The sequence below is a fragment of the Sulfurospirillum sp. UCH001 genome (assembly GCF_001548035.1).
Lineage (GTDB): Bacteria > Campylobacterota > Campylobacteria > Campylobacterales > Sulfurospirillaceae > Sulfurospirillum.
On record NZ_AP014723.1, the window covers coordinates 1,315,161 to 1,340,483 of the forward strand.

A 25,323-nucleotide genomic window follows, 5' to 3' on the forward strand; every position below is an offset into this window, starting at 1 on the left:
TATTTAGAGGTGCACATTGGGATTATTTGACAAAATAACAGGAAATAATACGGATGAGGCAAAACTAAGTGATGGTGGTACGTCTGAATTTAAGTCCATCGTCATTGATACTACAAATGTGATGAAAGAGCTCAAGAATGTTGCTATATCGCATCATCTTAAGCCAACAGATCTTGCTTTTAAACTTCTTCGTACAACAACATATTATAGTGATGAGAAGAGTGAAAACAACGAAATGACAGAAGAAGAATTAAAGTTGCTTCTTGATGATAGTTTTTTACTCAATCCCAATTTGAAATTAACCCAGCATTATCGTGTTGAGATTTTTAGGGTTGAAGATCAAGAAGATGATCATACAATTCTTCCTGATATTACACTCAGTGGCAATAAAAGTCTTACCAAAATTATTGCTATGGTAGCGCAAAATCATGATGTAAAATATACTTCAAAACTTGAAGAAAAAATGATTGAAGATATTCAGATCAAAAAAATCAAAGCAGGTATTTTAGTTGGAATTCGCGATCAGAATATGTACAAGGAGATCAAAAAAATTGTTGCGAATATTCGCGTCAATGGCATCATAGATCAAAATCAAACCTTTGTTGTATGTCAAGGTGTTGATGAAGTACCTTCCGTAAACGATGATCTTATTTTCCATTACAAGAAAAAGATAAATCCAAAAACAACCGATGGTAAAATAGATTATTCTAAACGAGGATTTGTATTAGCTGTGGATAAAGATGAGTGTATTATCGAATACATTAAGCCTCAACTTGGAACTCCTGGACGAAATTGTAGAGGAGCATTTTTACCAATTAAAGAACCTCGAAAAACAAATGATGCACCTATCTTAATTACTGCAAATTTGATCAAAAAAGAGAGTGAAACGAGTATTAAGTATATTGCAAATCGTGGTGGCTATGTTAATTTTGAAAAAGGAACATATGATATTCAAGACCAAATGGAAATTAACGAAATTAGCTTTAAATCCACAGGTTCAATCGATGCGAGTTTGGGTTCAAATATCAAGATAAACATTAAAGAAAAAGACATACTCAAAGATGCCATTGGTGCAGGTATGAGTGTCGAAACAACTGAAGTTCATGTTCAAGGAAACATTGGCAGTGGCGCTAGAATTAAGGCTAAAATTGCTGATATTGGTGGACAAACCCATCAAACTGCTTATATTGAAGCCGATAAAATCATTATAGCAGTACACCGTGGAGAAGCCAATGGTGCTGATGTAGAGATCGACCGTTTAGAAGGTGGTAAGGTCATTGGAGATATTGTTCATATCAATCATATGATTGGTGGTGAAGTTATTGCCAAAATTGTTAAAATTGAAAATTTGATGTCAAATGCCAAAATAACAGCGTCTGAAATCTTGGAAGTCACTGAACTTAAAGGAAATAATAATAAATTTATTATAGATCCTAGTGTCACTAAAGAATTTAATGAAATGATTGACTCAATTAATAAAAAAATTGAAAAATTAGAAGAAGAACTTAAAGCATATCCCAGACAGCTGAGTGCAAAAAAAGAGTTTATCGATAAAAATAAACCTATGGCTGAAATGGTCAAAGATAAAATTATGGAGCTTAAACGTACAGGTGTTGAGCCTCCCGTAACACTCTTTGCAAAGATTAAAGATTTTCAAGAAAAAGTCATTGATTATAACAATGTATTGCAAACATTTAAAGATAAAAAAGAGGAATTACAAGAATATCGTGAAGATCTCAATCGCATTCAAAATAAAGTATTTTCAGCAAAGATCATTAATCATTCCTCATGGAAAGAGTTTAACGAAGTGCGTTTTAGACTGATTTATCCACCTAAAGATATCACGTATAATCCAAAAGAGCGCGAAATTGCTCGTGAAATTACGCTCAAAGATATGGGCAATGGTGAACACAGAATTATTCGATCAGGTGAGTATAGTAGCAAATGATAGTAGGTATTGAAGGTAAAGTAGTAAAAAAAGAGGTGACATTTGTTCATATCAAAACGTCATCAGGATTAACCTATAAGGTTTTTGTGTCATTGTCATGTCTTGGCAAAATAAGTAGTGATGCCATTGCTCTTCATGTTACTCAGATTATTAGGGAAGATCAGCACAGTCTGTATGGTTTTATCGACGAAAATGAAAAAAAAGTTTTTGATACACTGATTAAACTGAATGGTATTGGCCCTTCTACGGCACTTGCCGTTTGTTCGACGCTTAGCCCAGATGATTTTGCTGGTGCACTCCTTTCTCAAAATATTCAAGCATTTCAAAAAGTGCCAGGAATTGGCCCTAAAAGTGCAAAACGTATATTAGTGGAGCTTAGTGATTTTTCATTGCAGTTACACAATGAAGAAAGCGCAAGTGGAAGTCTTCTTGAAGCATCTATGGCACTTGAGAGTCTTGGATTTAAAAAAGAGATGATTAAGAAAGTCCTTAGTACATGTCAAGGAAATGATACTCAGACGTTGATTAAAGAAGCACTTCGAAAACTTAGCTAGAAAATAATCAAAATTAACAAAACAGTAAAATAATTATAATAAAGGAAAAAGATGACTATAGCCGTTTTATTTGGCGCTCAAAGTTTTGAACATGAGATAAGTGTGGTCAGTGCCATTGCGTTAAAAAAAGTTCTTAAAAGTGATATTGTTTATATTTTTTGTGATTATGAACGTAATTTTTATTTAATACCAACAGATAAAATAACATCAAAACGTTTTAGTAGTGGTGAGTATAAAAAAGATAAACCTCTTTACCTTAAACAGGGTGGTTTCTTTGCAAAGAAAATGTTAGGCGAGGAAAAAGTGACATTTGATGTCATGATTAATCTTATCCATGGTCGTGATGGTGAAGATGGAAAAATCAGTTCAATGTTGGATTTTTTCAATGTGCCATATATTGGGCCAAGAACAGAAGGTAGTTGCATCAGTTACAATAAACTTTTTACAAAGCTTTATGCAAAAGAAGTCGGTGTCAATGTTTTAGATTATCAAGCGTTGCGTAAAGGTAGCAATGAGTCGATTAGAATTCCTTACCCTTTTATTGTAAAACCTCTACGTCTTGGTAGCTCCATTGGAATTGGTATTGTTAAAGAAGAAAAAGAGCTTTCTTATGCACTAGATGTTGCGTTTGAATTTGATGATACTGTACTTATTGAACCGTTTATGAGCGGAGTCAAAGAGTATAATCTTGCTGGTTGTAAAACAAATACTTTTCATTTTTCAATCATTGAAGAACCACAGAAAGAAGAATTTTTAGATTTTGATAAAAAGTATTTAGATTTCTCTCGCACAAAAAGAGTCAATGAAGCTACTCTTGATTCAAAAACAGAAGAGGGTATTCGTGAAGCATTTGTGAAGCTTTATGATCCACTCTTTTTAGGTGCTCTGATTCGCTGTGACTTCTTTGTAATTGATGAGAAAATTTATCTTAATGAAATTAACCCAATTCCTGGAAGTATGGCAAATTATCTTTTTGATGATTTTGATAGCATTATTACAATGCTTTCAGGGTACTTACCTAAAAGTATCACTATGAGTAAAGAATACCGCTATATCAATTCCATTCAAGCTGCTAAAGGGAAGTAAAAGTCTTCTTTATGTAGGATATTACATAAAATTTTGCACAAAGGTTTGCTGTAATGACCTATGCCAAGAATGAAATAATGACTGCTACCGACATGGTGCGTAATTTTAGCTCTGTGTTGGGCAGTTTAAGTAAGGGTGAAAACAAGCGTGTTGTCATTGTGAAAAATAATCGCTTTGAAGCGGTGATGATCACAGTCGATGAATACGAAAAAATGAGTGAAGCAGTTCAAATTTTAGAAAAAATCTATGCCAGTACGAAAAAGAAGAGTGATGGCTAAGAAAGAGATTTTATTCCAAAATAACACATATGCTCTTGCATATGAGATACTCAATTTTGGTCAACCCAAAACAATTCTTTTTTTACATGGTTGGGGAAGTAATAAAGAAATTATGAAACAAGCGTTTGGTAAAACGTTTGTTTCGTACCAACATGTTTATCTGGATTTGCCTGGATTTGGTCATTCATCTATTGATTCTGTCATTGATACTGATGTATATGCTGCAATTGTTCAATCTTTTTTAGATGCTTTACAGATAAAGCCTTTTATGATTGTAGGGCACTCTTATGGTGGAAAAGTTGCAACACTTCTTAATCCTGAAGTTCTTGTTTTGCTCTCTAGTGCTGGAATTGTTGCACCAAAGTCGTTGAAGGTTAGAACAAAAATAGCACTTTTTAAACTATTAAAACCTTTTGCACCGCGATCTTTCTATCGCTTTTTTGCAACAAAAGATGTTGATGGCATGAGTCAGGTAATGTATGAAATTCTCAAACGTGTTGTTAATGAAGATTTGAGTGAAAAATTTCATGCACGAAAAGCAAAAACATTTATCTTTTGGGGTAAAGATGATAAGGCAACACCTCTTTCTAGTGGTGAAAAAATACATAGTTTAATTCATGGGAGTCATTTTTATCCTTTAGAAGGAGATCACTTTTTCTTTTTAAAACAATACCGGTGCATTGAGAAAACGCTTTTGGAGTTTGGGTTTTGAATACATACAAGTTAATGGTTACAGGTCGCGTTCAAGGTGTAAATTATAGACGTTTTGTGGTTGAAATGGCAAAAGCGTTAGATTATGTTGGTTACGTTACAAATCTCAATGATGGTAGCGTTGAAGTGGTTATAAATGCGACCTATGAAGAGGATTTAGAATTTTTTATCAGCAAGTTATATGATGGCTCAATGTTTTCGGATGTTCATGATGTTACATGTGAAAAAATTGGTCATATGATTTTTGATGATTTTGAAAAGAGATAACATATGGAACAAATACTTTTAAGCATAGTTCATCTAGGTTTTATATTAGGGATAGGTTTTTATTTTATAACGGCTATGCAATGGTATAGTTACAGAGTGGAGCGTGTTTTATTTCACTATAATCGTTATGACTGGCATGCTTATTTCTTTGGATTGCCTCTTTTAGGGTATTATGCTTTAGAAGGCGCTTTGTTTTATGGTTTTGTGATACTTTTTTTAATCTTGCTTTTTATATGGCACAGAAAGATGGACAAAAAGCTTGTTTGGACAAGTAGAATTAAACGCTTTTTTCTTTTTTTAGTTTTAGCAACACTGTTTCAAGATCTTCTATGTGGATTCTTCGCTTCGTGTTTAAAACTCGGTGTTATTATTCCTCTTGTGATTGCACAGATAATGAGCATGCTTTATGAAAAACTACTTTTTATGAGTTTTCAAAAAGAAGCACAAAAAAAACTCATGTCAAATCATGCGCTTAAAGTTGTTGCCATTACAGCAAGTTATGGAAAAACAAGTATTAAAAACTTTTTAGCACACATTCTTTCTACAAAATTGAATGTCTATAAAACACCCAGAAGTGTCAATACTTTAGGGGGTATTGTTAAAGACATTAATGAATCTTTGCCTGCGTTATGCGATGTGTATATCGTCGAGGCAGGTGCGCGTGCGCGTGGTGATATTCATGAGATAGCACAATTTGCCAATCCTCACATTGCAATTGTTGGGTGCATCGGAGAACAGCATATAGAATATTTTAAAACCTTAGAAAATATTCGCAATACAAAAATGGAGCTGATACACTCTTCAAGGCTTGAAAAAGCTTTTGTGCATGAAAGTGCCCATATTAAGGGTACAGATACCATTCTTTCTTTTGGCGATGAATTAGGCGATGTTGAGTCAACATTACAAGGTCTTTCTTTTACCATGATGTTGGATGGTAAAAAAGAACATTTCCATTGTAACCTTTTGGGTGCTTTTAATGCTATCAATATTGCGGCAGCGATTCATGTCGCTCGAACTCTTGGCCTTAGTATAGAAGAAATTAAAGAAGCTGTAGCTACGCTCAAAGGTGTTGAACATCGTCTTCAAAAAATTGAGGCAGGTGGCAAACTGATTATTGATGATAGTTTCAATGGTAACCTAGAAGGTATGATTAGCTCCTATGCGTTAGTGGCAACTCATAGTGGTCGTAAAGTGATTATTACTCCTGGCATTGTAGAAAGTACTGAAGAAGCCAATACGATACTTGCTAAAAAGATTGATGAAGTGTTTGACCTTGTCATTATTACAGGAAAAATGAATGTAAATATTTTAGATTTTTCTATCAAAAAAGCACAAAAAATTCTTCTAACAGATAAATCCAAGCTACAAGAGACCTTAGCTGAGTATACACATGCAGGAGATGTGATACTTTTTTCTAATGATGCACCAAGTTTTATCTAAAAAAAATATTTTATTATACGAATGTTATACGATCTAAAGTATCATGAGGGACAAATTTAAAAGGAGTGGGATGAAAACGAAGAGTTTGTATATCTCATCGCTTGAACAAGCAGCGGGTAGTTTGATTGTTGCGATGGGTATTATGGAGCTGCTAAAAGGGCGGCTTGGTAAAGTGGCTTTTTTTCGTCCAGTCATCTTAGATACGACTGAGAAGGATAAAGATATTGCATTTATGCAAGAGTATTATGCTCTTAGTATGAATGAGGAAGAGATGTATGGTTATACTGTGCATCAAGTTGAAAGTTTGATTGCTGAAAATAAATACAATGAAGTTTTGGAAAACCTCATTGATAAATGCAAAATCTTAGAAAGTAAATATGATTTTGTTCTTATTGAAGGGCTTAATCAAGCTAATTTTTCGCAAACCCTCGATTTTGATATTAATCTCTCTATTGCTAAAAACCTTAGCAGTCCTTTTATTAGTATTCTCAAAGGTAAAAATAAAAGTGTTAAAGAGGTAATCGATGAGATTCATATTGAAGCAGAAGCGATTAAAGCTGCTGGCTGTCAACATTTTGCAACATTTGTCAATCGTTTAGGTGAAGCGGAGTTTGAAGAGTTAAAAATACTCAACAAACAAGAGCCATTGCATAATGCACCTATTTATTTCTTACCAGAAGTTCCAGAACTTGATACACCAACCGTTGCTGAAGTAAAAAAAGCGCTTGGATGTATGCATATTTATGGTGAAGAAAAAGACTTAAGACGTGTTGTGAAGCAAAGTAAAATTGCTGCAATGAAATTGGATAATTTTCTTGAGTATATTGAAGATGGTGATTTAGTCATCACTTCTGGAGATAGATCTGATATTATTGTTGGTTGTCTTAGTACGGTCTTCTCCAATAATTATCCTAACATTTCAGGTATTTTGTTGACTGCCGGTATGATGCCACACAAGTCTATCAATAAGCTCATTGCTGGTTTTAAAGATCTTTCGATTCCTATTTTAAGCGTAGAAGATGGTACCTTTAACACTGCTGTTAATGTTGCCAAAGTGCCAGCAAGAATTACGCCTCAAAGTGTGAGAAAAATTGCACTTGCAATGGGTCTTTTTTCGGCTAATGTAAATGTCTCAGAAATAGAGCAATCAATCAATACAGAGTCTTCAACAAGCTCTATTACTCCTATTATGTTCGAATATGCACTTTTTGAACGTGCTCGAAAAAAACGTAAGAAAATTGTACTTCCAGAAAGTAATGATGAGCGAATTTTGCGTGCAACAGAAATTTTGTTACGCCGTGATGTTGCTGATATTATTCTTTTAGGTGTTGAAGATGAAGTTCGACAAAAGAGTGCAAGCCTTGGTCTTGATATTAGTAAGGCAACTATTATTGATCCATTATCATCACCATTGATGGAAGAATTCGTAACATCTTTCTATGAAATGCGTAAAGCTAAAGGATTAGCGCTAGATGTAGCACGTGATAGTATGATGATGAAAAACTATTTTGGTACGATGATGGTTTATTCTGGTTATGCTGATGGTATGGTCTCAGGTGCCATTCATACGACGCAAGAAACTATTCGTCCTGCGCTTCAAATCATTAAAACAAAACCGGGTATTTCTATCGTTTCAAGTCTCTTCTTTATGTGTTTAGAGACTAAAGTTCTTGTGTATGGAGATTGTGCCGTTAACCAAGATCCAAACGCAGAAGAACTAGCGCAAATCGCTATTTCATCAGCTGATACTGCTAAGATGTTTGGTATTGAGCCAAAAATTGCAATGCTCTCTTATTCGACAGGAGATTCTGGTAAAGGCGAAGAGGTTGAAAAAGTCAGACTTGCGACAAAAATCGTTAAAGAGACGCGTCCTGATCTTCTCGTTGAAGGACCTATCCAATACGATGCTGCTATTGATCCAACTGTTGCAAAAACCAAATTACCTAACAGTAAAGTAGCTGGTGAAGCAACCATCTTTATTTTCCCAGACCTCAATACGGGCAATAATACCTATAAAGCAGTTCAAAGAAGCTCTGGAGCTGTGGCAATTGGACCTGTTCTTCAAGGGTTACGTAAACCAGTGAATGACCTCAGTCGTGGTTGTTTAGTTCCTGATATTGTCAATACTGTAGCTATTACTGCGATTCAAGCACAAACCAACGATGGAGCAAATAAGTGAAAATTTTAGTCTTAAATGCAGGTAGTTCTTCCGTAAAATACCAACTCTTTAATATGACTAATAATGCTGTGTTAGCCAGTGGTATTATTGAACAAATTGGCGAAAAAGAGTCAATGGCTAAAATTAAATACAAAGATAGCAATGATGTTGAACAGAAAAAAGAAGAAAAATGTTCCATCAAAGATCATGATGAGGCTTTGAAATGGATGAGTGAAGCCTTAATTCAATCAGGTGTGATTCATGATCTTAATGAACTCGATGGTATAGGTCATCGTGTTGTTCAAGGTGGCGCTTCTTTTCAAGAACCTGCTATGGTCAATGAGTACGTTATGTCTGAAATTGAACGTCTCATTCCTCTTGGACCACTACACAACCCAGGACATTTAGCTGGAATGAAAGTATCTGTACACCAAAGCCCAAATGTTCCTCAAGTAGCAGTTTTTGATACAGCGTTTCACTCGACGTTGCCAAAATATGCTTATATGTACGCTATCCCTTATAAATATTATGAGGATTTACGTATTCGCCGTTATGGATTTCATGGAACGTCCCATTATTATGTAACAAAAGAAGCAGCTAAATATTTAAAAAAAGAGATGAATACACTCAATGCTATCACTCTTCATTTAGGTAATGGTGCAAGTGTTACAGCAATTGAAAATGGTAAAAGTGTAGATACTTCTATGGGCTTAACACCGTTAGAAGGTTTAGTTATGGGAACGCGCAGTGGCGATCTTGATCCAGCAATCCTTTTCTATCTTGCTCGTAAATGTGGGCTTGGTATTGATGAATTGGATAAAATGCTCAATAAAGAGAGTGGACTCAAAGGTATATGTGGCAACAATGATATGCGTGAAATTATGCGCATGTCAGAAGAGGGTGATGAAAAAGCCACATTAGCTCGTGAAATGTTCATTTATCGCTTAAAAAAATATATCGGTTCATACAGTGCTGTTCTTGGACGTGTTGATTGTATTGTTTTTACAGGTGGTATTGGTGAAAATGATAGTGGTGTACGTCTAAAAGCTTGCGAGAATTTAGAAAATTTAGGGATTAAAATTGACCCGAAATTGAATGAAATGCACTCAAGTGAAATTATGCAGATTAGTACACCTGAGAGTAAAGTCAAAGTTTTAGTTATTCCAACAAATGAAGAACTAGAAATTGCTATTGAAACGTTGGAAATGATTGAAGCACACCATACAAAATAAGTATGCTTGAAGACATGTAGAGAAAAGTTCTCTACATGTCATTTACGATAAAAGTTCTTTTGCAATCGTATTGATTCGTTTTCCATCAGCAACACCTTCGCATTCAGCAAGAACACTACCCATAATTTTACCAATCTCTTTAAGAGATGTTGCACCACTTAATTCTATGTGTTTTTGAATAATAGCTTTAAGAGCTTCATCACTGAGTTGTTGTGGTAAGTATGATTTCAAAATAGCTGCTTCTGCAACTTCTTTATCATATAAATCAATGCGACCAGCCTCTTTGAATGCTGTAGCTGCATCATCACGTTGTTTAAGTGATTTTTGGATGATTTTTAAAATATCAGAATCACTCAGTTCTTTACGCTCGTCGACTTCAATTTGTTTAAGTGCGCTCATTAAAAAACGAATAGCATCACGTTTGAAGTTGTCTTTATTTTTCATAGCATCTTTAAGGTCATCTTGAAGTTTCATTTTGAGTTGTGACATGTGTTTCCTTGGAGCTTAATTTGCTTTAGAGAGGAGTATTTTATAGTATAATGGTAAAAAATAGAATAAAATGGAGTTATATGAGAGTTTTTGCATGTAGCTTTGTGGCAGTTTTAGTTTTAGCAGGGTGTTCAGTACATCCAGCCGATCCAAAAATTAGCATGAAAGCACCTGTTTATGTTGATGAAACACCTTCTAAAGTAAATGAAACGATGGCTCCTAACCCTGGTAGTCTTTTTGGACAAGGAGATAACCCATTATTTTCTGACCTTAAAGCAATGCATCTTAATGATGTCGTTACTGTTACTATTACAGAAAAAACAGCACAATCGTCAACAGGTAAAAAAGCTTTAACAAAACAAAGTTCAGATTCTCTTGGTGCAGGTATCACAACAGCAGCAGGAGGAGGCGTTTTAGGAGCAGTTGCAAAAAACTTAAATGAAGTTGGCAATATAGGCTTCACAACAGGTTCTAATAATGCATTTACAGGAAATGGTAGTAATACACGTAACGAAACATTTACAACGACTATTTCAGCACGTATTATTAAAATTCTTAATAACGGCCATTATTTTATTGAAGGAAGTCGTGAGCTTCTTATTAATGGAGAAAAACAGATTATTCAAGTGAGTGGCGTTATTCGTCCATACGATATTGATAAAAACAACAATATTGACTCTAAGTATATTGCAGATGCAAAAATCTTATATAAAACAGAAGGCGATATTGATCAAACAACAACCAAACCATGGGGTGCCAAATTTATGGAAACCATTTGGCCATTTTAATGTATTTATTGTAAAGGATAGTTATTGGAAAACGTTAATCAACCTAAATTTATCGAAAGAGATAAAATTTTTAAAGCAAAAGATATTATTGTTCCTCTCAAATATTTTGGAGCAAGCTTTGATAAATTAAAAACAAATGCCCCTGAGCGTGCACGTGCTATTGTCTTAGGTTATAAAGCATGGAAACTAGGTTTAAATGAAACACAACTACGTTCTGTAATTGAGCGCAAAGTTGATGATAAAGAAATTATTGAAGTGTTAGGATACAAAGAAAAGAAGAGTATTCGTAGCTGGAGTATTTATACAAAAGTGAAAGAAGATGATTACCGAGTTAAAGTAGAGCGCTTATGGTGTAAAAAATTAGGTGCTTTATGTTTAATTGGAAAATTTGGCCAAAAAGAGCTCATTGAGCTTGCAAAAGACAAATTTAAAGAAAATTTGGATTGTACAATTCCTAAAGAGTTTTAATAATTGACTTTGCCTTATGCATAAAAACATAAGGCAAAGTACCTTATTACTTACGTTTTGACAGCTTTTGCCATATCCCACATTGGCATAAAAATTCCAAGTGCCATTAATAGAACCATAGCGGCGATAAAACCTAATAAAATAGGCTCAATATAACTAGCGATATTATCAATAATTTGGCTAAAGCGTGATTTGTAATAAAGTGTGACTTTCTCAAGCATTTTATCGAGTGTACCACTTTGCTCACCTGCTTGTATCATTTGTATGAGCATACCTTCGAAGAGTTCGGTATCACGAAAAGATTCCGTGAGAGAAATACCTCTTTGAACAGAAATTTTAACAGCAGAAAGCTTTTTTTTAAGATGCGTATTGTCAAGAGTCAATAAGGCTGTATCTAAGGCATCGGCAATAGGAATACCTGCACGAATTAATTCTGTAAAAACAAGGCAAAAACGACTAAGCGTAGCATAGAAAATAATATCGCCAATGAGATAAAGTTTTAGAATATATTGATCGTATTGCTTTTTAAATTCTTCATTGTTGTTCAGCATATACTGGAATAGTATAATGATTGCAGCAATAGCAGCGAGAAGATAAAGACCATAGTTGTTGATCAGATTTTCCATAAGAAGAAGTATTCTTGTTGGAAGTGGAAGTTCTGCTTTAAATTGTGTAAAAATATCTTTGAATTTTGGTACAACATAAATCATAAGAATAGAAAAAGCAATAGCGATAGCAACAACAACGGTAAGAGGGTAACGCATTGCTTTTTTAAATTTTTGTCTATTTTCTTCTATTTCATCGAGAATCTCAGCTAATTTTTCCAAAGACTCTGCCATATTTCCAGTACTCTCGCCAAGTTCTACCAAAGCGATAGTAACATCACCTACTTTATCTCGGTAACTCATAAGTGACTGTGTTAGACTTAGGCCAGAGTTTAAATCATCATTAACACTTTTAAAAATCTCTTTTAGTGTTTTATCGACTGTAGCGTTTGCAACCTCTTTAACACTATCATGGATTGAAATACCAGCATTGGTCATAACACTTAATTGCCTAATAGCTGCTATAAGGTTCGGCATTTTTATTTTTTTACGAAAGAGGGCACCTAAAAGTTGCGATTTTAATTCACTAAGCTGATCTTCAAGTGGTGCAGAAGTCTCTTTAACATTTAAAATAACGCCTGGTATTTTAACTTTTGCAATGGCTATTGCATCACTTCTATTAGGTGATTTAACAATTGTTTTTGTTTTTTGGCCTTTAAAAAGGTAGTTCACTTCGAAGTATTTCATCCTTTTGCCACCCTTGCAATTTCATCCAATGAAGTAATTCCATTGGCTGCTCTTGTTATACCATCTTGGTACATATCGATAAAGCCTTCTTTTATAGCTTGCTCTTTAATATCACTCTTTGAAGCACCTTGGGCAATCATACTTGATATTTTTTCACTTACTGGTAAAATCTCAGAGATCATTTCACGCCCTAAATAACCTGTCTGAGAACATTTCTCGCAACCATTATTTTTATAAAATTGATAATTCTCAGGTAGCATATCTTTTATTTCATCATAGGCAGTTTTAGGGAGTGTATATTTTGTTTTACAGTAAGGGCAGAGTTTTCGCACGAGTCTTTGTGCTTCAATAGCGATAAGTGAACCACTGATTAAATAAGGTTCAATTCCCATGTCTACGACCCTTGTTACAGCACTAATAGCATCATTTGTATGAAGTGTTGAAAAAACCAAGTGACCTGTAAGTGCGGCTTGAACGGCAATACGAAGTGTTTCAGTATCGCGGACCTCACCAATCATGATAATATCAGGGTCTTGTCTTAAAATAGAACGAAGCGCAGATGCAAATGTTAAATTCGCTTTTTCATTGACTTGAACTTGCTGTGTTAAGGTTAATTGATACTCAACAGGATCTTCAACGGTAATAATTTTACTTTGAACGCTTTTAATTGCATTGAGTGCCGCATAGAGTGTTGTTGTTTTACCGCTTCCTGTAGGACCCGTAACAAAGATGATACCGTATGGAGTACGCATTGCTTGAGCAAATTTAGCATAAGTAGCAGGTTGCATTCCTAAATCTTCAATCTTAATCATAACTTTTGATTTATCAAGAATACGAATAACGATGGATTCTCCATTGATCGTCGGTAATGCAGAAATCCTGAAGTCATATTCTCGACCTAAAATAGTAGCTGAAAAACGGCCATCCTGTGGCTTACGTTTTTCGGCAATATCCATATTTGAAAGTAGCTTCATACGAGATGCTAGTGGTGGATAAATGTCTTTATCAAAAATAAATGTCTCCGTCAACATTCCATCGATACGGCTTCTAACAATACAGTTGTTTTCTGTTGGTTCTATGTGAATATCGCTAGCACGCGCTAAAATAGAAGTCTTCAAAATAATTTCAATGAGTTTTAAAATACCAGAAGATTCTTGTGGATTTTCTGCGGCACTCGAAGTAATTTCCTTACGGATTTCACCAATAAGCCCTTTAATACTTTCACCAAGTTCCATCTTTACAAGATATTTATCGATTTGAGTAGGTTCTGCGATAATCACTTTAAGAAGTTTACGTGGGAAAATTCTTTGAACACCTTCTTGTGCATTGATATCCATAGGATCTTTTAGTGCAACAAAAATATTAATTTCATCTTCACGGATAGGAAGTGCTTTATATTTTTTTAGTTGAGCAAAAGGAAGCTTTGAGGCTAAACGGTAGTCTATATCAATAGAGTCTAAATCGAGATATTCATAATTAAGGTTTTTTGCAAGGGCTTGTAAAAATTTTTCATTGTCAATAGCAAAATTGGTATTGACATCTTCTAAACTAAGATAACCTTTTTTAAAAAATTCAATCACTAAAATAAGCAAATCTTCTTTAGTAAAAAAGTTATTTTCTAGTAAAATTTCACCCAAAACTTTATGGTTGTTTTGTTTTGTCTCTTCTTTTATTTTAGCAGCACTATTTTCGTCGATAATACGGTTATGAATAAGGTATGTTAATAATGTTGTTGTAATATCGCCCATGTTTTACCAATGTATATAAATTTTTACTATTGTACCATTTCAAAACAAAGAAACAAAATCTACTTAATCAATCACTTCACCTAAAGTAATTTGGTTTAAAAGACTTTGTGCTGCTTTAGATTTGTTGTTTTTCAAATAGGCTTTAAGCGCCAAAATAGCATCTTCTTTATGTCCTAATTTTAGTTTTGATTTGGCAAACCATATCCAACTTTTTTCATTTTCAGAATCAACATTATTGGCGATAAGTGCCCATTTATTGCTTTCATTATAATTTTTTGTAAGATAGTACTCTTCTGCGAGCATGAGTGCAAATACAATATTGTGTGTTTTTTCAAATTTTTCTTTGAGATATTGAATAGAATTGACTTCATGTGTTTCAATTTTAATAATACCCTTCTGTTTTGGTTCCTCAAGTAAAGGAGGAGGGAGTAGGGCAGTATCAATTTTATCTTCTTTTGAGCGATAAAAATTTTCTTCATTAATATTTTGAGTTTTTCGTGCAAGAATTTTATTTTCAAGTTCTTCTTCTTGTATACCAAAACTTGCTTTTTTTTCTAAAGATTCAGGAACATAAGAAGTTTTTTTATCAGAATTATTTTTATTACTAATGATAGGAAGTTGAAGCAGTAATGTTTCATCTGTTTTTTGTTCAATAATAGAATCAGGAGAATATTTGACTGAGTTATTTGTTTCCAAAGGAGTGATGATTGTTGTATTATTCTCAACAATAGGCTCAGTTTTATTTTGTAATATAAGGTCTGGTTGTTTTTGTACTTCTTCTGTAACGCGATTAAAAGAAGGATAGAAAATAAATCCACTGACTAGTAGCGTTACAAATAAGAAAGTGAGAATAAAATAATGAATACGTTGTTTGAGTCTGTATTTAAAGACTTTTTTTTCTAGTTCTACAATTTCAACAGCACTAAGCATGGAGCATTCCTAAACTAATACCTGCCATCTCAATATACTTAACATGTAAAGCATTTGTTTTAATTAGTGATGGTTTATGGATATCGTAATATTCAAGAATTTCAAATAATTTATACATAAGCTTATTGATTGTTCTCAAATTGCCACCTGTAATTTTTGCAATAAGCTTGTAGTGTTTATCTTTAAAGAGATTAAGGTACTCAAAGCGATTATGGAATAGAAGTTTCTTTTCAATATATGTTTTAATTTCGTTTTGTGACGCATTGTCGATTTCAATCGTTTCCCAAATACGCGTTTGAAAATAATCTTTAGCCAATACATCCTCTTTCTCAGTTTTATGTACTGTGAAGAGAAATTTGAAAAGACGTGAATCTGCCATAAGGCGAATTTTTTCAATAAGGTCTGTTGGATAGAGCTGTGCTTCGTCAATTAAAACAGTAATCGCTTGATCTGTTGAAGTGATATGTTTGCTTAATAGAGCTAAAAATTCGTTATAGTTAGAAAATTCAGGAGACTTTCTCCCAAAAATATGTTCATAGAGTGCTTTGATAAATATTTTTTCTTCAAAGAAAGGTCTTGGAAAAAATATAATACGCTTTTTTTGTCTCAAATCATTATAGATTTTTTGGAGTAAAAACGTTTTTCCAGTACCGGGTTTACCATAAAATAAAATCAATTTTAATGGTTTATCTAATGTCTGGACTAATTTATCATAAGTCATTGCAGACTGATCTAAATTGACATAATCAAAAATTTCACCATCAACAAAAATGGTTTTTAAATCGCTATAATTGCTATTCATATACTTTTTGACTGTAACCAAGATCTTTAAGTGTTGCTTTGTCTGTTCCCTTTGTTCCAATGATACGTGGTGTAATGACAAATACTAATTCATTTGTTGAAATAGTATCCGCAGAATGTTTGAATGCTTCACCAAGAAGAGGTATACTGCTCAGTAATGGTACGCTACTTTCTTCTTTACCTTTTGTATTTGCGATAAGTCCACCTAAAATAATTGTACTTCCATCTTTGACTTTGACGACAGTTGAAAGCTTTTTCTCTTGAGTATCTGGTGCAATTTCTCTTGGATTAGTTGTTTTGGCATCGTCTGATGAATATTTAAAGTTACTTACAGAAGGGTTGATCCTTAAAATAATTTCATTATCTTCAGAAATTTCAGGCGTAATATTAAGAAGTACACCAATAAAGATAGAATAATTAGTATATGTTGTTGTAAGTGTTGTTGTTGTTGTCGCTGTATTGGTTGTATCTTCTGGAATACGATAATTAATGTTGTCACCTACTGTAATAAGTGCTTGTTGATTATTCATCGTCAAAACTTTTGGACTTGAAACAACTTTTGTATCTCCACTAGAACCTAAAAAGTCTATAAGACCAGAAATTGAAAATACCGCATCATTAACAACTGTTAGATTATTTAAGTTATTAGAAACTGAACTTCCTGTGCTATTATAAAGCGTTTGAGGATTTGAATTTGAAAGAGTACCTTGGTTACTATTATTAAACAAAGCATTGCTATTAATGTTTAAAGAAAACTTGCTCCAATCTACTCCTGTTTTATTACTACTACTAAGAGCGACTGAAATGATAGAAACATCAATGAGAACTTGTCTATGGAGTCTATCTTTAAGAAGATCAATATAATCAGAAACTCTGTCTAATTGTTTTTTTGTTGCAGTCACAGTAATCATGCCTGCATTAGCATTGATAATAGGAGCTGCTGCTTTATAACTTTCTCCTCCTGTATTAAGAACGGAGGTTAATTCTGCTGAAATTGTTTTCCAAAAGTCAAATGACTCATTAGAGGAAATAGTATTTTGGCTTTGTAATGCAGTGTTTTTTGTGCTTGTCCCAGTGGCCTCTATTGGTGTTGCATCTACTGAAGCATTAATAACAGCCTTTCCTTCACGAATTGAAGAAATGTAATCAACTTTAAAAGATTTTGTATTTAATGCAGAGATTTTTAAATAATTTTTGTCATACGTATAAAAGAGGTCATTGTCTTGAATGACAAGTTGAAAAACTTCATCTAAAGAGAGATTTTTAATGTTGATACCGTTTAAATTTTTTGCGAGTATTCTTTCTGCTTCAGTATCTTTAACAACGATGCTAAAATCACATACTTCTGCAAGTTCGGCTAGAAGTTCAGCACCTGTTGCCTTATTATTCGTTTTAATATTAAACGTACGATATTCACATGTTTTATTTTTTTCAGCAGCTTGAATGGGCGAAAGGGCGATCATTACTATCGCTGCAATTGCAATAATGTTATTTGGAAAATATTTTAACATTGCTCTCATCTTTTGTCCTTATTTCAAGTTCTTTTTTTTCAATTTCATTTTGGAGAATAACACTGTTTCGCGTAATTTTAACTAATTTAAAACTCCCAACCGTCTCATTCTTTTTGTACCAGATACCATTGATTTTAGCTTTTTGGTCGAATGTAGCTTCTAAAATATAAACAGAAGATTCAGTTGTTTCATTATTGTCTGCTTTATTTTGATCGATATTATGAATCACAAAAGGGTTTTCAAGCTTATCAATCATAATCATATCAGCACCAGATCTTTTTTCCGCGATACGTTCAAAAATTTTATCATACTCTTTAACTTCGCCACCAAGTGACAAATTTTCTTTGGCATTGGTTATCGTCACAAAAAGAGATGATATTAAAAGTATTTGGCATAATGTTTTCAATATTTCATCCCCCATACTGCAATATTGAATTGTCCTTCTATATTTTTTTGACCGGAACAATTGAGTTCATAAATATCTACAACAAGTTCACTTTCTTCAATTGCATTCATAAATTTCATTGTATTCGCAAAAGAACCACTAAAATCAACTTTTAAAGTTAAAATTTGTTCTATTTTTTGAATACTTGGTTCATTGATTTTATTTTCAATTACTTTGATACGAACAGAGTATTTTTGCGCTAATTGTGTAATTGAATGAAGGAACTTTGCCCAGTTCTCATCATTAAAAAGAAGGTACGATAGCTCTTTTAGTTTATTATCAACATAGGCATTTGTATAAGTTGTTTTTTCCAAAAGAAGTTTTGCGTTTTCAATATCTGATTTTGCTTTTTTAATAAAAAATTTATCGTCGCCATCTCTTGATACAGAAGCTAAGTAAGATTGTTCATCTTTTAGTTTTTTTTCAATTTCTTTTGCATGACGCATAGTTTGGTTGAGCATCTTTTCGGTAACAGGAAAGAGGTAGCTATAAAAGATAAAACCAATTAGGGCGAAAACCATAGCAAAGACAAGGTATGTTTCACTGCTCTTTTTACCTTGAAAATAGAGATCAATTTTATCTAAAAGAGTATCAATACTATTCATCGTTCAATCCTATAGAGATTTTACTGGTATAGAGTTTGATTTTATCATCCTGTTGAATTTTTTCTGTATTGATTTTGTATTTTTTTAAAGCTGTTAAATCTTTAATAAATTCAGTAATTCTTTTTTCACTTTGGTTACGAACGAAGAAATTTAGTTGTTTTTTCTTAAATTCTATAGCTTCAACTTTGCAGCCATTTTGGTTTGAAAGTTGAAAGATTTCCAAAAGCATTAAAGCTTTCATTGGATAAGAGATTTTTTTATGATAAATTTCACTTAAAAGTTTTTTTCTAAATTCAAACTTAGTTGTTTCATTATTGACTAAAGCGTCTACTTTTTCTTTTTCAGCTTTTAACTGAGCCAGTTCTTGTCTAATAGCAGAGGTTTTTTGAAAAAGTTCATTGTACTCGCTCGTTTCTTTAGCTGCTTTAATGCTTAGAAAAGTATGATATGCAAATTGATAGGTAGGATATGCAAGACTTACAATAATACTAGCAGCTAATATACCAAGAAGTTTACCTGATGCTCTGTATTTAAGAGGAGGGGGCCTTTTGTAGATTGAAAAGTTCAGATTATCATCTGGATTTTCCATATAAAGTTGTGCGCTTAGCATCATCAAAATATGAATTTGATCGATGTACCATTCTTTTGAATTAATAGCAATACTGAAATTAAATTCAAATGATTCTAAGCCAAGATAACTCTTTCCATACTCTTCAATACCAGAAAATGCACCAATCTCTGATCCGAGATAGATACGATCAATAAAATCAATATTATAAGAGCGTTTTGTGAAAACTAAAACATCACTAATATATAAAAATATCTCACCGAATAGTTGCATCAAATGTTGCTGATATTGACCATTAGACGTTCTAAGCCCTTCAGTGGTTAAAAGCTTATAAAAGTCTTCTTCATCTATACGTTCACCGACGAGTTCACAAAATTTTTCATTAATTTCTTTAAGCGAGTAGTGTAAAGATTTTGAATAAATATACTCTCCACCTTTGTAAATTGCTAAAAAAGCATCTGATTTTTGGAAATATACAAAACAATGAGTTCCATCTGGCTCAATGAAATTTTTACGATATAACGCCTTAATAAGGAAAGGTGCAGTAGTTACATAGTCAATATATCGGGTTTTTTCTTTAATAGGAGTCAGTTTTGAATGGATAAGTGTTGCGTCGATGATAAAAACATTGAAAGATCGATTTTTTGTGTCTTTTGAATCTGTTTCAGTGTAACTAATGACATATTCAATCGCTGAATCAAGGGCTAATTCATCATATACTTTAATTTCTATAGCGTCTTTTAGATCGCTGTCTGGAATATTACGGCTTATATCAATGGTGGCACTAATAACGTCACGTGTTTGAAGATAAGAAATAAAGAAAGCATTTTTGTCGCTTTTTTCTAGTTTATTGAGTTTAATTTCATTTTTTGAATAAGCATACGAAACAAGCGACAAAGGGTCTATAGATACAATTTCTGAGCTATAACGTCTATCCTCAGGTGCGGCCATTTTTAAAACCCCTTTATTTTAAAAATTATCATAGCAATAACTATAAGTAATTATAGTTACTTTATTCTACTATATAACCAATTTTCTTCAACATTTCTTTATCTTGACTCCAACCTTGCTTGACAACGACGACGAGTTTCAAAAAGACACGTTTTTGTGACAAGGATTCAATTAATTTTCGTGCACTTGAGCCAATTCTTTTTATGGTTTGTCCCTCTTTGCCGATGACAATTCCTTTTTGACTCTTTTTATCAACAATAATAGTAGCATAAATATTATCGATTGTGTCTTTTTCGTCGACTTTATCGATGATTACATCAGCAAAGTAGGGTATTTCATCACTTGTATTCTCAAAAATTGCTTCTCGTATAAGTTCTTTATAAATATCGCGAGAACGCTCCGTTGTAAGAATTTCAGGGTCATAAAGGTATGGATGTTCGGGCATATATTTTGAGATAGTTTCTAAAAGATAGGATTGTGAGATTCCTTTTTTTACTGAAACGGGAATGAGTGCTGCAAATTTATCTTGATACGTTTGATATTCTGTAATTTTATCAAAAAGTGCCGTTTGAGAAACACTATCTGTTTTTGTAAGTAAAACCATATGTGGAATATTGGCTTTATTGAGCGATAAAAAGTCAATATAGTTTTGAATACTATCACTTGCTGGCGCTAAAAACAGGATAAGATCGCAATCTCCCATTGCTTTCATCGCTTCTTCTAGCATAAACTGATTTAAGAGGCGTTCTTGCTCATGAATACCAGGAGTGTCAATAAAAATAATTTGGGTGTTTTCATGCATAGCAATGATATTGAGGCGTTTTCGAGTGGCGTTGGCTTTGTGTGACACCATTGCCAGTTTTTCCCCAACTAACCAGTTAAGAAGTGAGCTTTTCCCAGCGTTTGGTCTGCCAATAACGGCAACGTATCCTGTTTTTGTTTTTTCGTTCATTTTGCTTCTTTAATTATAAAATATAGCGACTGCTATCTTCACTCTCAACAATGGCATCAAGTTTTGCATGTACAAGTTCTTTTGTAACATGTAATGTTTCGCCAGTATGTTCATCTGCGCTATAGCTAATATCTTCTAAGACTTTTTCTATAATGGTATGTAGTCTTCTTGCCCCAATGTCTTCTGTTTTTTCATTGGTGATTTGTGCAATTTTTGCGATTGCTTTAATGGCTTCATCTTCAAAAACCAATTCCACACCTTCTGTTTTTAAGAGAGCTTGATATTGGCGTAGTAAAGAGTTTTTAGGCTGTGTCAATATCTGATAGAGAACTTCTTCTGTTAGAGAACTTAATTCTACACGAAGAGGAAAACGCCCTTGAAGTTCAGGAATAAGATCACTTGGTTTACTAAGATGAAACGCACCTGCAGAAATAAAAAGGATATGGTCCGTTTTGATACTTCCATACTTAGTATTAACATCACTACCTTCAACGATAGGAAGAAGATCTCTTTGTACACCTTCTTTGCTTGGATCACTTCTATGGGATTGTGAAGAATTTACAGCAATTTTATCGATTTCGTCGATGAAGATAATGCCACCATTTTGAGCGCGCTCTCTTGCTTCGCTTTTTACAGCTTCCATATCCAAGAGCTTTTCGCTTGCTTCCATTTTTAGCGCTTCTTTGGCATCTTTAACTTTCATCTCTTTTTTGATGTTACCTTGTCCAGAACCTAAAATTTTGATGAAAGATTCTTGCACTTTGATCATTTCAGGAGGTAGTGATGAATCGCCTAGATCACCGCTGTTTTGAGAAATTTCAACTTCAATTTTAAGCTCGTCCAACTCTCCATCACGGAGTTTTTGACGCATTTTTTCGAAACTTTTTTCATAATCAGCTTTTTTTTCTTCACTCACACCTTTTGGAAGAGGAGGAAGTAATTTTTCTATGATAGATCTTTCTACATGTAAAGCAATATCTTCTTGATTTTTTTCTTTATGCTCAGCTTTCACTAAATTGATAGAAGCCATCATAAGATCACGCACCATAGACTCGACATCACGACCAACAAAGCCAACTTCTGTATATTTACTTGCTTCAACTTTAACAAAAGGTAAAGAGAGCATCTTTGCCATTCGGCGAGCAATCTCCGTTTTACCCACACCTGTAGAGCCAATCATAAGAATGTTTTTTGGCATGACTTCTTCTGCCATTTCACCTTCAAGTTTCAGTCTTCTATAACGATTTCGAAGCGCAATAGCAATGGCTTTTTTTGCGTTAAATTGACCGATAATATACTCATCTAAATAGGCAACGGTTTGTTTTGGTGTTAAGTTCATGAATTATCTCTCTAAAACAAATGTTTTGATGTGATCATTGGTATAAATACAGAGCTCACTAGCAATTTTTAAACTCTCTTTGACAAGATGTTCTTCATCTAAGCTAGCATGACGATCAAGAGCACGTGCCGCAGAAATGGCATAGTTTCCACCACTACCAATCGCGGCAATTTTCCCATCTTCAGGTTCCACAACATCACCAGTACCACTTAAAATAAAAATATGTTCACAGTTTAAAACAATCATCATCGCTTCTAGACGGCGCAACATTTTATCTTTACGCCACTCTTTTGAAAACTCAATGACAGATTTATATAAATCACCTTTTTTCTGCTCTAAAATACTTTCAAACATATCAAAAAGATTAAAAGCATCTGCCGTACTACCTGCAAAGCCTGCTAAAATTTTTCCATTATAGAGCTTACGGATTTTTGTAGCATTGTTTTTAAGAACTGTATTGCCGAAAGTGACTTGTCCATCACCGCCAATGACTGCCTTGTCTTTACCTCGACACGCTAGGATGGTGGTTGCTTCAAACATTGTGTTTATTCTCCAATAATACTAAGTTTTAGTACAGCGTGGATACCATGACCTAATTTTATGCTGACATCAAAATCGCCTGTTGTTTTAATGGCATGTTCAATTTCAATAGTTTTTTTGTCAATGTCAATGCCATGTTGTGCTTTTAGTTCATGTGCAATTTCATCTTTAGTAACAGCACCAAAAAGGCTACCATTTGCACCTAATTTGCGTTTTACAACAAGTTTCAACTCAGCTAATTTTTTTTCTATTGCTTTGAGATTAGCGATTTCTTCAGCTTCTGCAGCAGCTTTTTTACGTTGGTCTGATTCGTATTTTCTCATCACTTCATTTGTTGCAAGAAGTGCAAATCCTTTACCAATAAGGAAGTTTTGACCGTATCCGTCTTTAACTTCTTTAATTTCACCTTTTTTACCTAGATCTTTAACATCTTTAATCAATAAAACTTTCATTTTTTATCCTTAAAATCGAATATTTTTTGGAAGCGGAGCATTTTTTAGTTTTTCACCATGGTATTTAGCAATGCCTCCACTAAGGTGAGCAATATTTAAAAAGCCCATTCTACGTAAAATAAATATCATTTGTGCCGTACGTCCAGCAGTATGACAGTAAAAAATCAAAAGTTTACTCGAGAGTTTTTTTAACTCATCCATATGAAGATGAATGGTTGAAGTAGGTAAGAGCATGTCAGTACCTTTAATACTTGATTCAGAGTATTCAAACATCTCTCTAATATCAATCAATATAAAGTCAAGTCTCTTTTGCGATCTTAGATTTAGCATAACATGTAACTCTTCACCGCTCACTTCACAGCTTTTTGTTACGGTTTTTACTAAATTCATAATTGCTTCTTCATTCCATTCATTCTCGTATGGCTCATCCATAAGGATTAAGCTTTACCTTGATTTTTTCTATTTTTACCACTAATAATAAAACGTAGTGCATTAAGCTTAATAAAGCCTGCAGCATCTTTTTGATTGTAAACTTCATCTTCTTCAAATGTACAGAATGCCTCATTGAAGAGGTTGTTTGTTTTTGAATCTCTACCAATGACAGAAACATTGCCTTTGTAAAGCTTCAATTTAACAGTACCGTTGACAGTCTCTTGTGATTTATCAATTGCTGCTTGCATCATCTCACGCTCTGGAGAGAACCAGAAACCATTGTAGATGGTTTTTGCATAGCGAGGCATGATCTCATCTTTAAAATGTGCTGCTTCACGATCCAAAGTAATACTCTCGATGGCTCTATGAGCTCTTAGCATAATAGTACCACCTGGTGTTTCATAACATCCTCTACTTTTCATACCTACGAAACGGTTTTCAACGATGTCGATACGACCAATACCATGTTTACAACCAATTTCATTTAGTTTTGCAAGCATGTTTGCAGGGCTTAATTTAACACCATTAAGTGCTACTGGGTCACCTTTTTCATACGTTAATTCAATGACTTCTGATTGGTCTGGTGCTTTTTCAGGGCTTACTGTCCATCTCCACATATCTTCTTCTGGCTCTGCAGCTGGATTTTCAAGTACTAAACCTTCATAAGAGATATGGAGTAAGTTTGCATCCATAGAATACGGTGATTTACCTGGTTTCTTTTCGATGCTAATACCATTTTTTTCTGCGTATGCAAGAAGTTTTTCGCGAGAGTTCAAATCCCACTCTCTCCATGGAGCGATGATAACAAGGTCTGAATTCATGCTGAGATAACCCATTTCAAAACGAACTTGGTCATTACCTTTACCTGTTGCACCATGACTTACACCATCTGCGCCAACAAGAGCTGCGATTTCAGCTTGACGTTTTGCAATAAGAGGACGTGCGATTGAGGTACCAAGAAGATATTCGCCTTCATAAATTGCATTTGCTCTGAACATTGGGAATACATAATCTTTTACAAATTCTTCTTTTAAGTCTTCAATAAAAATATTCTCAGGTTTAATGCCTAAAGAGATGGCTTTTTTACGTGCAGGCTCTAATTCTTCACCTTGTCCGATATCCGCTGTAAAAGTAACAACTTCACATTTGTACTCGTCTTGGAGCCATTTTAAAATAATACTGGTATCAAGTCCACCTGAATATGCTAAAACTACTTTTTTGACATTTTTTTTCATGACACGAATCCTCACAGAATTTATAGAATTTCGTGATGGTAGCGCAAGTTTGTAAAAACTTTGCTTATGCTTTAGCCGCATCTTTACCTACAGGGGTAAAAAA

26 protein-coding genes are annotated in these 25,323 nt (G+C 33.8%); 11 read left to right on the top strand and 15 right to left on the bottom strand.

From position 1 onward, the window contains the following. Positions 1 to 16 precede the first annotated feature (16 nt). The 9 genes from UCH001_RS06595 (at position 17) to UCH001_RS06635 (ending at position 9,674) form a co-directional block, all read left to right on the top strand. Positions 17 to 1,948 carry a flagellar assembly protein A gene (locus tag UCH001_RS06595; RefSeq protein ID WP_067175935.1) on the top strand — a complete coding sequence of 644 codons (1,932 nt, stop codon included), beginning with the start codon at positions 17 to 19 and terminating at the stop codon, positions 1,946 to 1,948. Beyond that, the gene (gene ruvA, locus UCH001_RS06600; RefSeq protein WP_067175938.1) at positions 1,945 to 2,502 is read left to right on the top strand and encodes a Holliday junction branch migration protein RuvA; all 558 of its coding nucleotides are present in this window, start codon (positions 1,945 to 1,947) and stop codon (positions 2,500 to 2,502) included. The genes UCH001_RS06595 and ruvA overlap by 4 nt, the downstream gene beginning before the upstream one ends. A 51-nt stretch (positions 2,503 to 2,553) precedes the next feature. Then, on the top strand, positions 2,554 to 3,588 hold the full coding sequence (locus UCH001_RS06605; RefSeq protein ID WP_067175941.1) for a D-alanine--D-alanine ligase: 1,035 nt from the start codon (positions 2,554 to 2,556) through the stop codon (positions 3,586 to 3,588). 53 nt (positions 3,589 to 3,641) lie between these two features. After that, a complete protein-coding gene (locus UCH001_RS06610) occupies positions 3,642 to 3,866 on the top strand; it encodes a type II toxin-antitoxin system Phd/YefM family antitoxin (protein WP_067175944.1) in 225 nt (74 codons plus the stop codon). Continuing rightward, complete coding sequence (locus UCH001_RS06615) at positions 3,859 to 4,578, top strand: alpha/beta fold hydrolase (protein WP_067175947.1); 720 nt, start codon at positions 3,859 to 3,861, stop codon at positions 4,576 to 4,578. The genes UCH001_RS06610 and UCH001_RS06615 overlap by 8 nt, the downstream gene beginning before the upstream one ends. Further along, positions 4,575 to 4,844, top strand: coding sequence for an acylphosphatase (locus UCH001_RS06620; RefSeq protein ID WP_067175950.1), 270 nt, complete (start codon positions 4,575 to 4,577; stop codon positions 4,842 to 4,844). The genes UCH001_RS06615 and UCH001_RS06620 overlap by 4 nt, the downstream gene beginning before the upstream one ends. 3 nt (positions 4,845 to 4,847) lie before the next feature. Next, complete coding sequence (locus UCH001_RS06625) at positions 4,848 to 6,284, top strand: UDP-N-acetylmuramoyl-tripeptide--D-alanyl-D-alanine ligase (RefSeq protein WP_067175953.1); 1,437 nt, start codon at positions 4,848 to 4,850, stop codon at positions 6,282 to 6,284. A 70-nt stretch (positions 6,285 to 6,354) separates the two neighbouring features. Beyond that, positions 6,355 to 8,463, top strand: a complete 2,109-nt coding sequence (pta, locus tag UCH001_RS06630) for a phosphate acetyltransferase (RefSeq protein ID WP_067175956.1) — start codon at positions 6,355 to 6,357, stop codon at positions 8,461 to 8,463. Beyond that, a complete protein-coding gene (locus UCH001_RS06635; protein ID WP_067175959.1) occupies positions 8,460 to 9,674 on the top strand; it encodes an acetate/propionate family kinase in 1,215 nt (404 codons plus the stop codon). Before pta ends, UCH001_RS06635 begins: the two co-directional genes overlap by 4 nt. A 42-nt stretch (positions 9,675 to 9,716) precedes the next feature. On the opposite strand, the gene UCH001_RS06640 is transcribed toward UCH001_RS06635, so the two are convergent. Continuing rightward, positions 9,717 to 10,163, bottom strand: a complete 447-nt coding sequence (locus UCH001_RS06640; RefSeq protein WP_067175962.1) for a GatB/YqeY domain-containing protein — start codon at positions 10,161 to 10,163, stop codon at positions 9,717 to 9,719. Positions 10,164 to 10,243: 80 nt separating this feature from the next. Here UCH001_RS06640 and flgH point away from each other — a divergent pair, with 80 nt between their 5' ends. Together flgH and UCH001_RS06650 are read left to right on the top strand one after the other, a co-directional pair. Beyond that, on the top strand, positions 10,244 to 10,951 hold the full coding sequence (flgH, locus tag UCH001_RS06645; protein WP_067175965.1) for a flagellar basal body L-ring protein FlgH: 708 nt from the start codon (positions 10,244 to 10,246) through the stop codon (positions 10,949 to 10,951). A 24-nt stretch (positions 10,952 to 10,975) separates the two neighbouring features. Then, a complete protein-coding gene (locus UCH001_RS06650; protein ID WP_067175968.1) occupies positions 10,976 to 11,419 on the top strand; it encodes a hypothetical protein in 444 nt (147 codons plus the stop codon). A gap of 50 nt (positions 11,420 to 11,469) precedes the next feature. On the opposite strand, the gene UCH001_RS06655 is transcribed toward UCH001_RS06650, so the two are convergent. From UCH001_RS06655 to UCH001_RS06720, 14 genes are all read right to left on the bottom strand, one after another. Next, a complete protein-coding gene (locus UCH001_RS06655; RefSeq protein WP_067175970.1) occupies positions 11,470 to 12,711 on the bottom strand; it encodes a type II secretion system F family protein in 1,242 nt (413 codons plus the stop codon). Continuing rightward, positions 12,708 to 14,459: a GspE/PulE family protein gene (locus UCH001_RS06660; protein ID WP_067175973.1), complete on the bottom strand. Its 1,752-nt coding sequence runs from the start codon at positions 14,457 to 14,459 to the stop codon at positions 12,708 to 12,710. Before UCH001_RS06660 ends, UCH001_RS06655 begins: the two co-directional genes overlap by 4 nt. Before the next feature lie 63 nt (positions 14,460 to 14,522). After that, on the bottom strand, positions 14,523 to 15,389 hold the full coding sequence (locus UCH001_RS06665; RefSeq protein WP_067175976.1) for a hypothetical protein: 867 nt from the start codon (positions 15,387 to 15,389) through the stop codon (positions 14,523 to 14,525). Beyond that, on the bottom strand, positions 15,382 to 16,191 hold the full coding sequence (locus UCH001_RS06670; protein ID WP_067175979.1) for an ATP-binding protein: 810 nt from the start codon (positions 16,189 to 16,191) through the stop codon (positions 15,382 to 15,384). The genes UCH001_RS06665 and UCH001_RS06670 overlap by 8 nt, the downstream gene beginning before the upstream one ends. Further along, positions 16,184 to 17,701, bottom strand: coding sequence for a pilus (MSHA type) biogenesis protein MshL (mshL, locus tag UCH001_RS06675; RefSeq protein WP_082705689.1), 1,518 nt, complete (start codon positions 17,699 to 17,701; stop codon positions 16,184 to 16,186). Before mshL ends, UCH001_RS06670 begins: the two co-directional genes overlap by 8 nt. Then, on the bottom strand, positions 17,679 to 18,107 hold the full coding sequence (locus tag UCH001_RS06680) for a hypothetical protein (protein ID WP_067175984.1): 429 nt from the start codon (positions 18,105 to 18,107) through the stop codon (positions 17,679 to 17,681). The genes mshL and UCH001_RS06680 overlap by 23 nt, the downstream gene beginning before the upstream one ends. Next, positions 18,104 to 18,751 (bottom strand): hypothetical protein, encoded by a 648-nt coding sequence (locus UCH001_RS06685; RefSeq protein ID WP_067175987.1) that lies wholly within the window; start codon positions 18,749 to 18,751, stop codon positions 18,104 to 18,106. Before UCH001_RS06685 ends, UCH001_RS06680 begins: the two co-directional genes overlap by 4 nt. Further along, on the bottom strand, positions 18,744 to 20,270 hold the full coding sequence (locus tag UCH001_RS06690; RefSeq protein ID WP_067175990.1) for a hypothetical protein: 1,527 nt from the start codon (positions 20,268 to 20,270) through the stop codon (positions 18,744 to 18,746). Before UCH001_RS06690 ends, UCH001_RS06685 begins: the two co-directional genes overlap by 8 nt. Before the next feature lie 61 nt (positions 20,271 to 20,331). Continuing rightward, positions 20,332 to 21,222: a GTPase Era gene (gene era / locus UCH001_RS06695; RefSeq protein WP_067175993.1), complete on the bottom strand. Its 891-nt coding sequence runs from the start codon at positions 21,220 to 21,222 to the stop codon at positions 20,332 to 20,334. Between the two features lie 13 nt (positions 21,223 to 21,235). Further along, positions 21,236 to 22,561, bottom strand: a complete 1,326-nt coding sequence (hslU, locus tag UCH001_RS06700) for an HslU--HslV peptidase ATPase subunit (protein WP_067175995.1) — start codon at positions 22,559 to 22,561, stop codon at positions 21,236 to 21,238. A gap of 3 nt (positions 22,562 to 22,564) precedes the next feature. Continuing rightward, on the bottom strand, positions 22,565 to 23,101 hold the full coding sequence (gene hslV, locus UCH001_RS06705; RefSeq protein WP_067175999.1) for an ATP-dependent protease subunit HslV: 537 nt from the start codon (positions 23,099 to 23,101) through the stop codon (positions 22,565 to 22,567). Positions 23,102 to 23,106: 5 nt separating this feature from the next. Next, entirely contained in the window at positions 23,107 to 23,553 is a 447-nt protein-coding gene (gene rplI / locus UCH001_RS06710; RefSeq protein WP_067176002.1) for a 50S ribosomal protein L9, read from the bottom strand. A gap of 9 nt (positions 23,554 to 23,562) precedes the next feature. Further along, positions 23,563 to 23,985: a rhodanese-like domain-containing protein gene (locus tag UCH001_RS06715; RefSeq protein WP_067176005.1), complete on the bottom strand. Its 423-nt coding sequence runs from the start codon at positions 23,983 to 23,985 to the stop codon at positions 23,563 to 23,565. 5 nt (positions 23,986 to 23,990) lie between these two features. Further along, positions 23,991 to 25,220, bottom strand: coding sequence for an argininosuccinate synthase (locus tag UCH001_RS06720; RefSeq protein WP_067176007.1), 1,230 nt, complete (start codon positions 25,218 to 25,220; stop codon positions 23,991 to 23,993). Between the last annotated feature and the right edge of the window lie 103 nt (positions 25,221 to 25,323).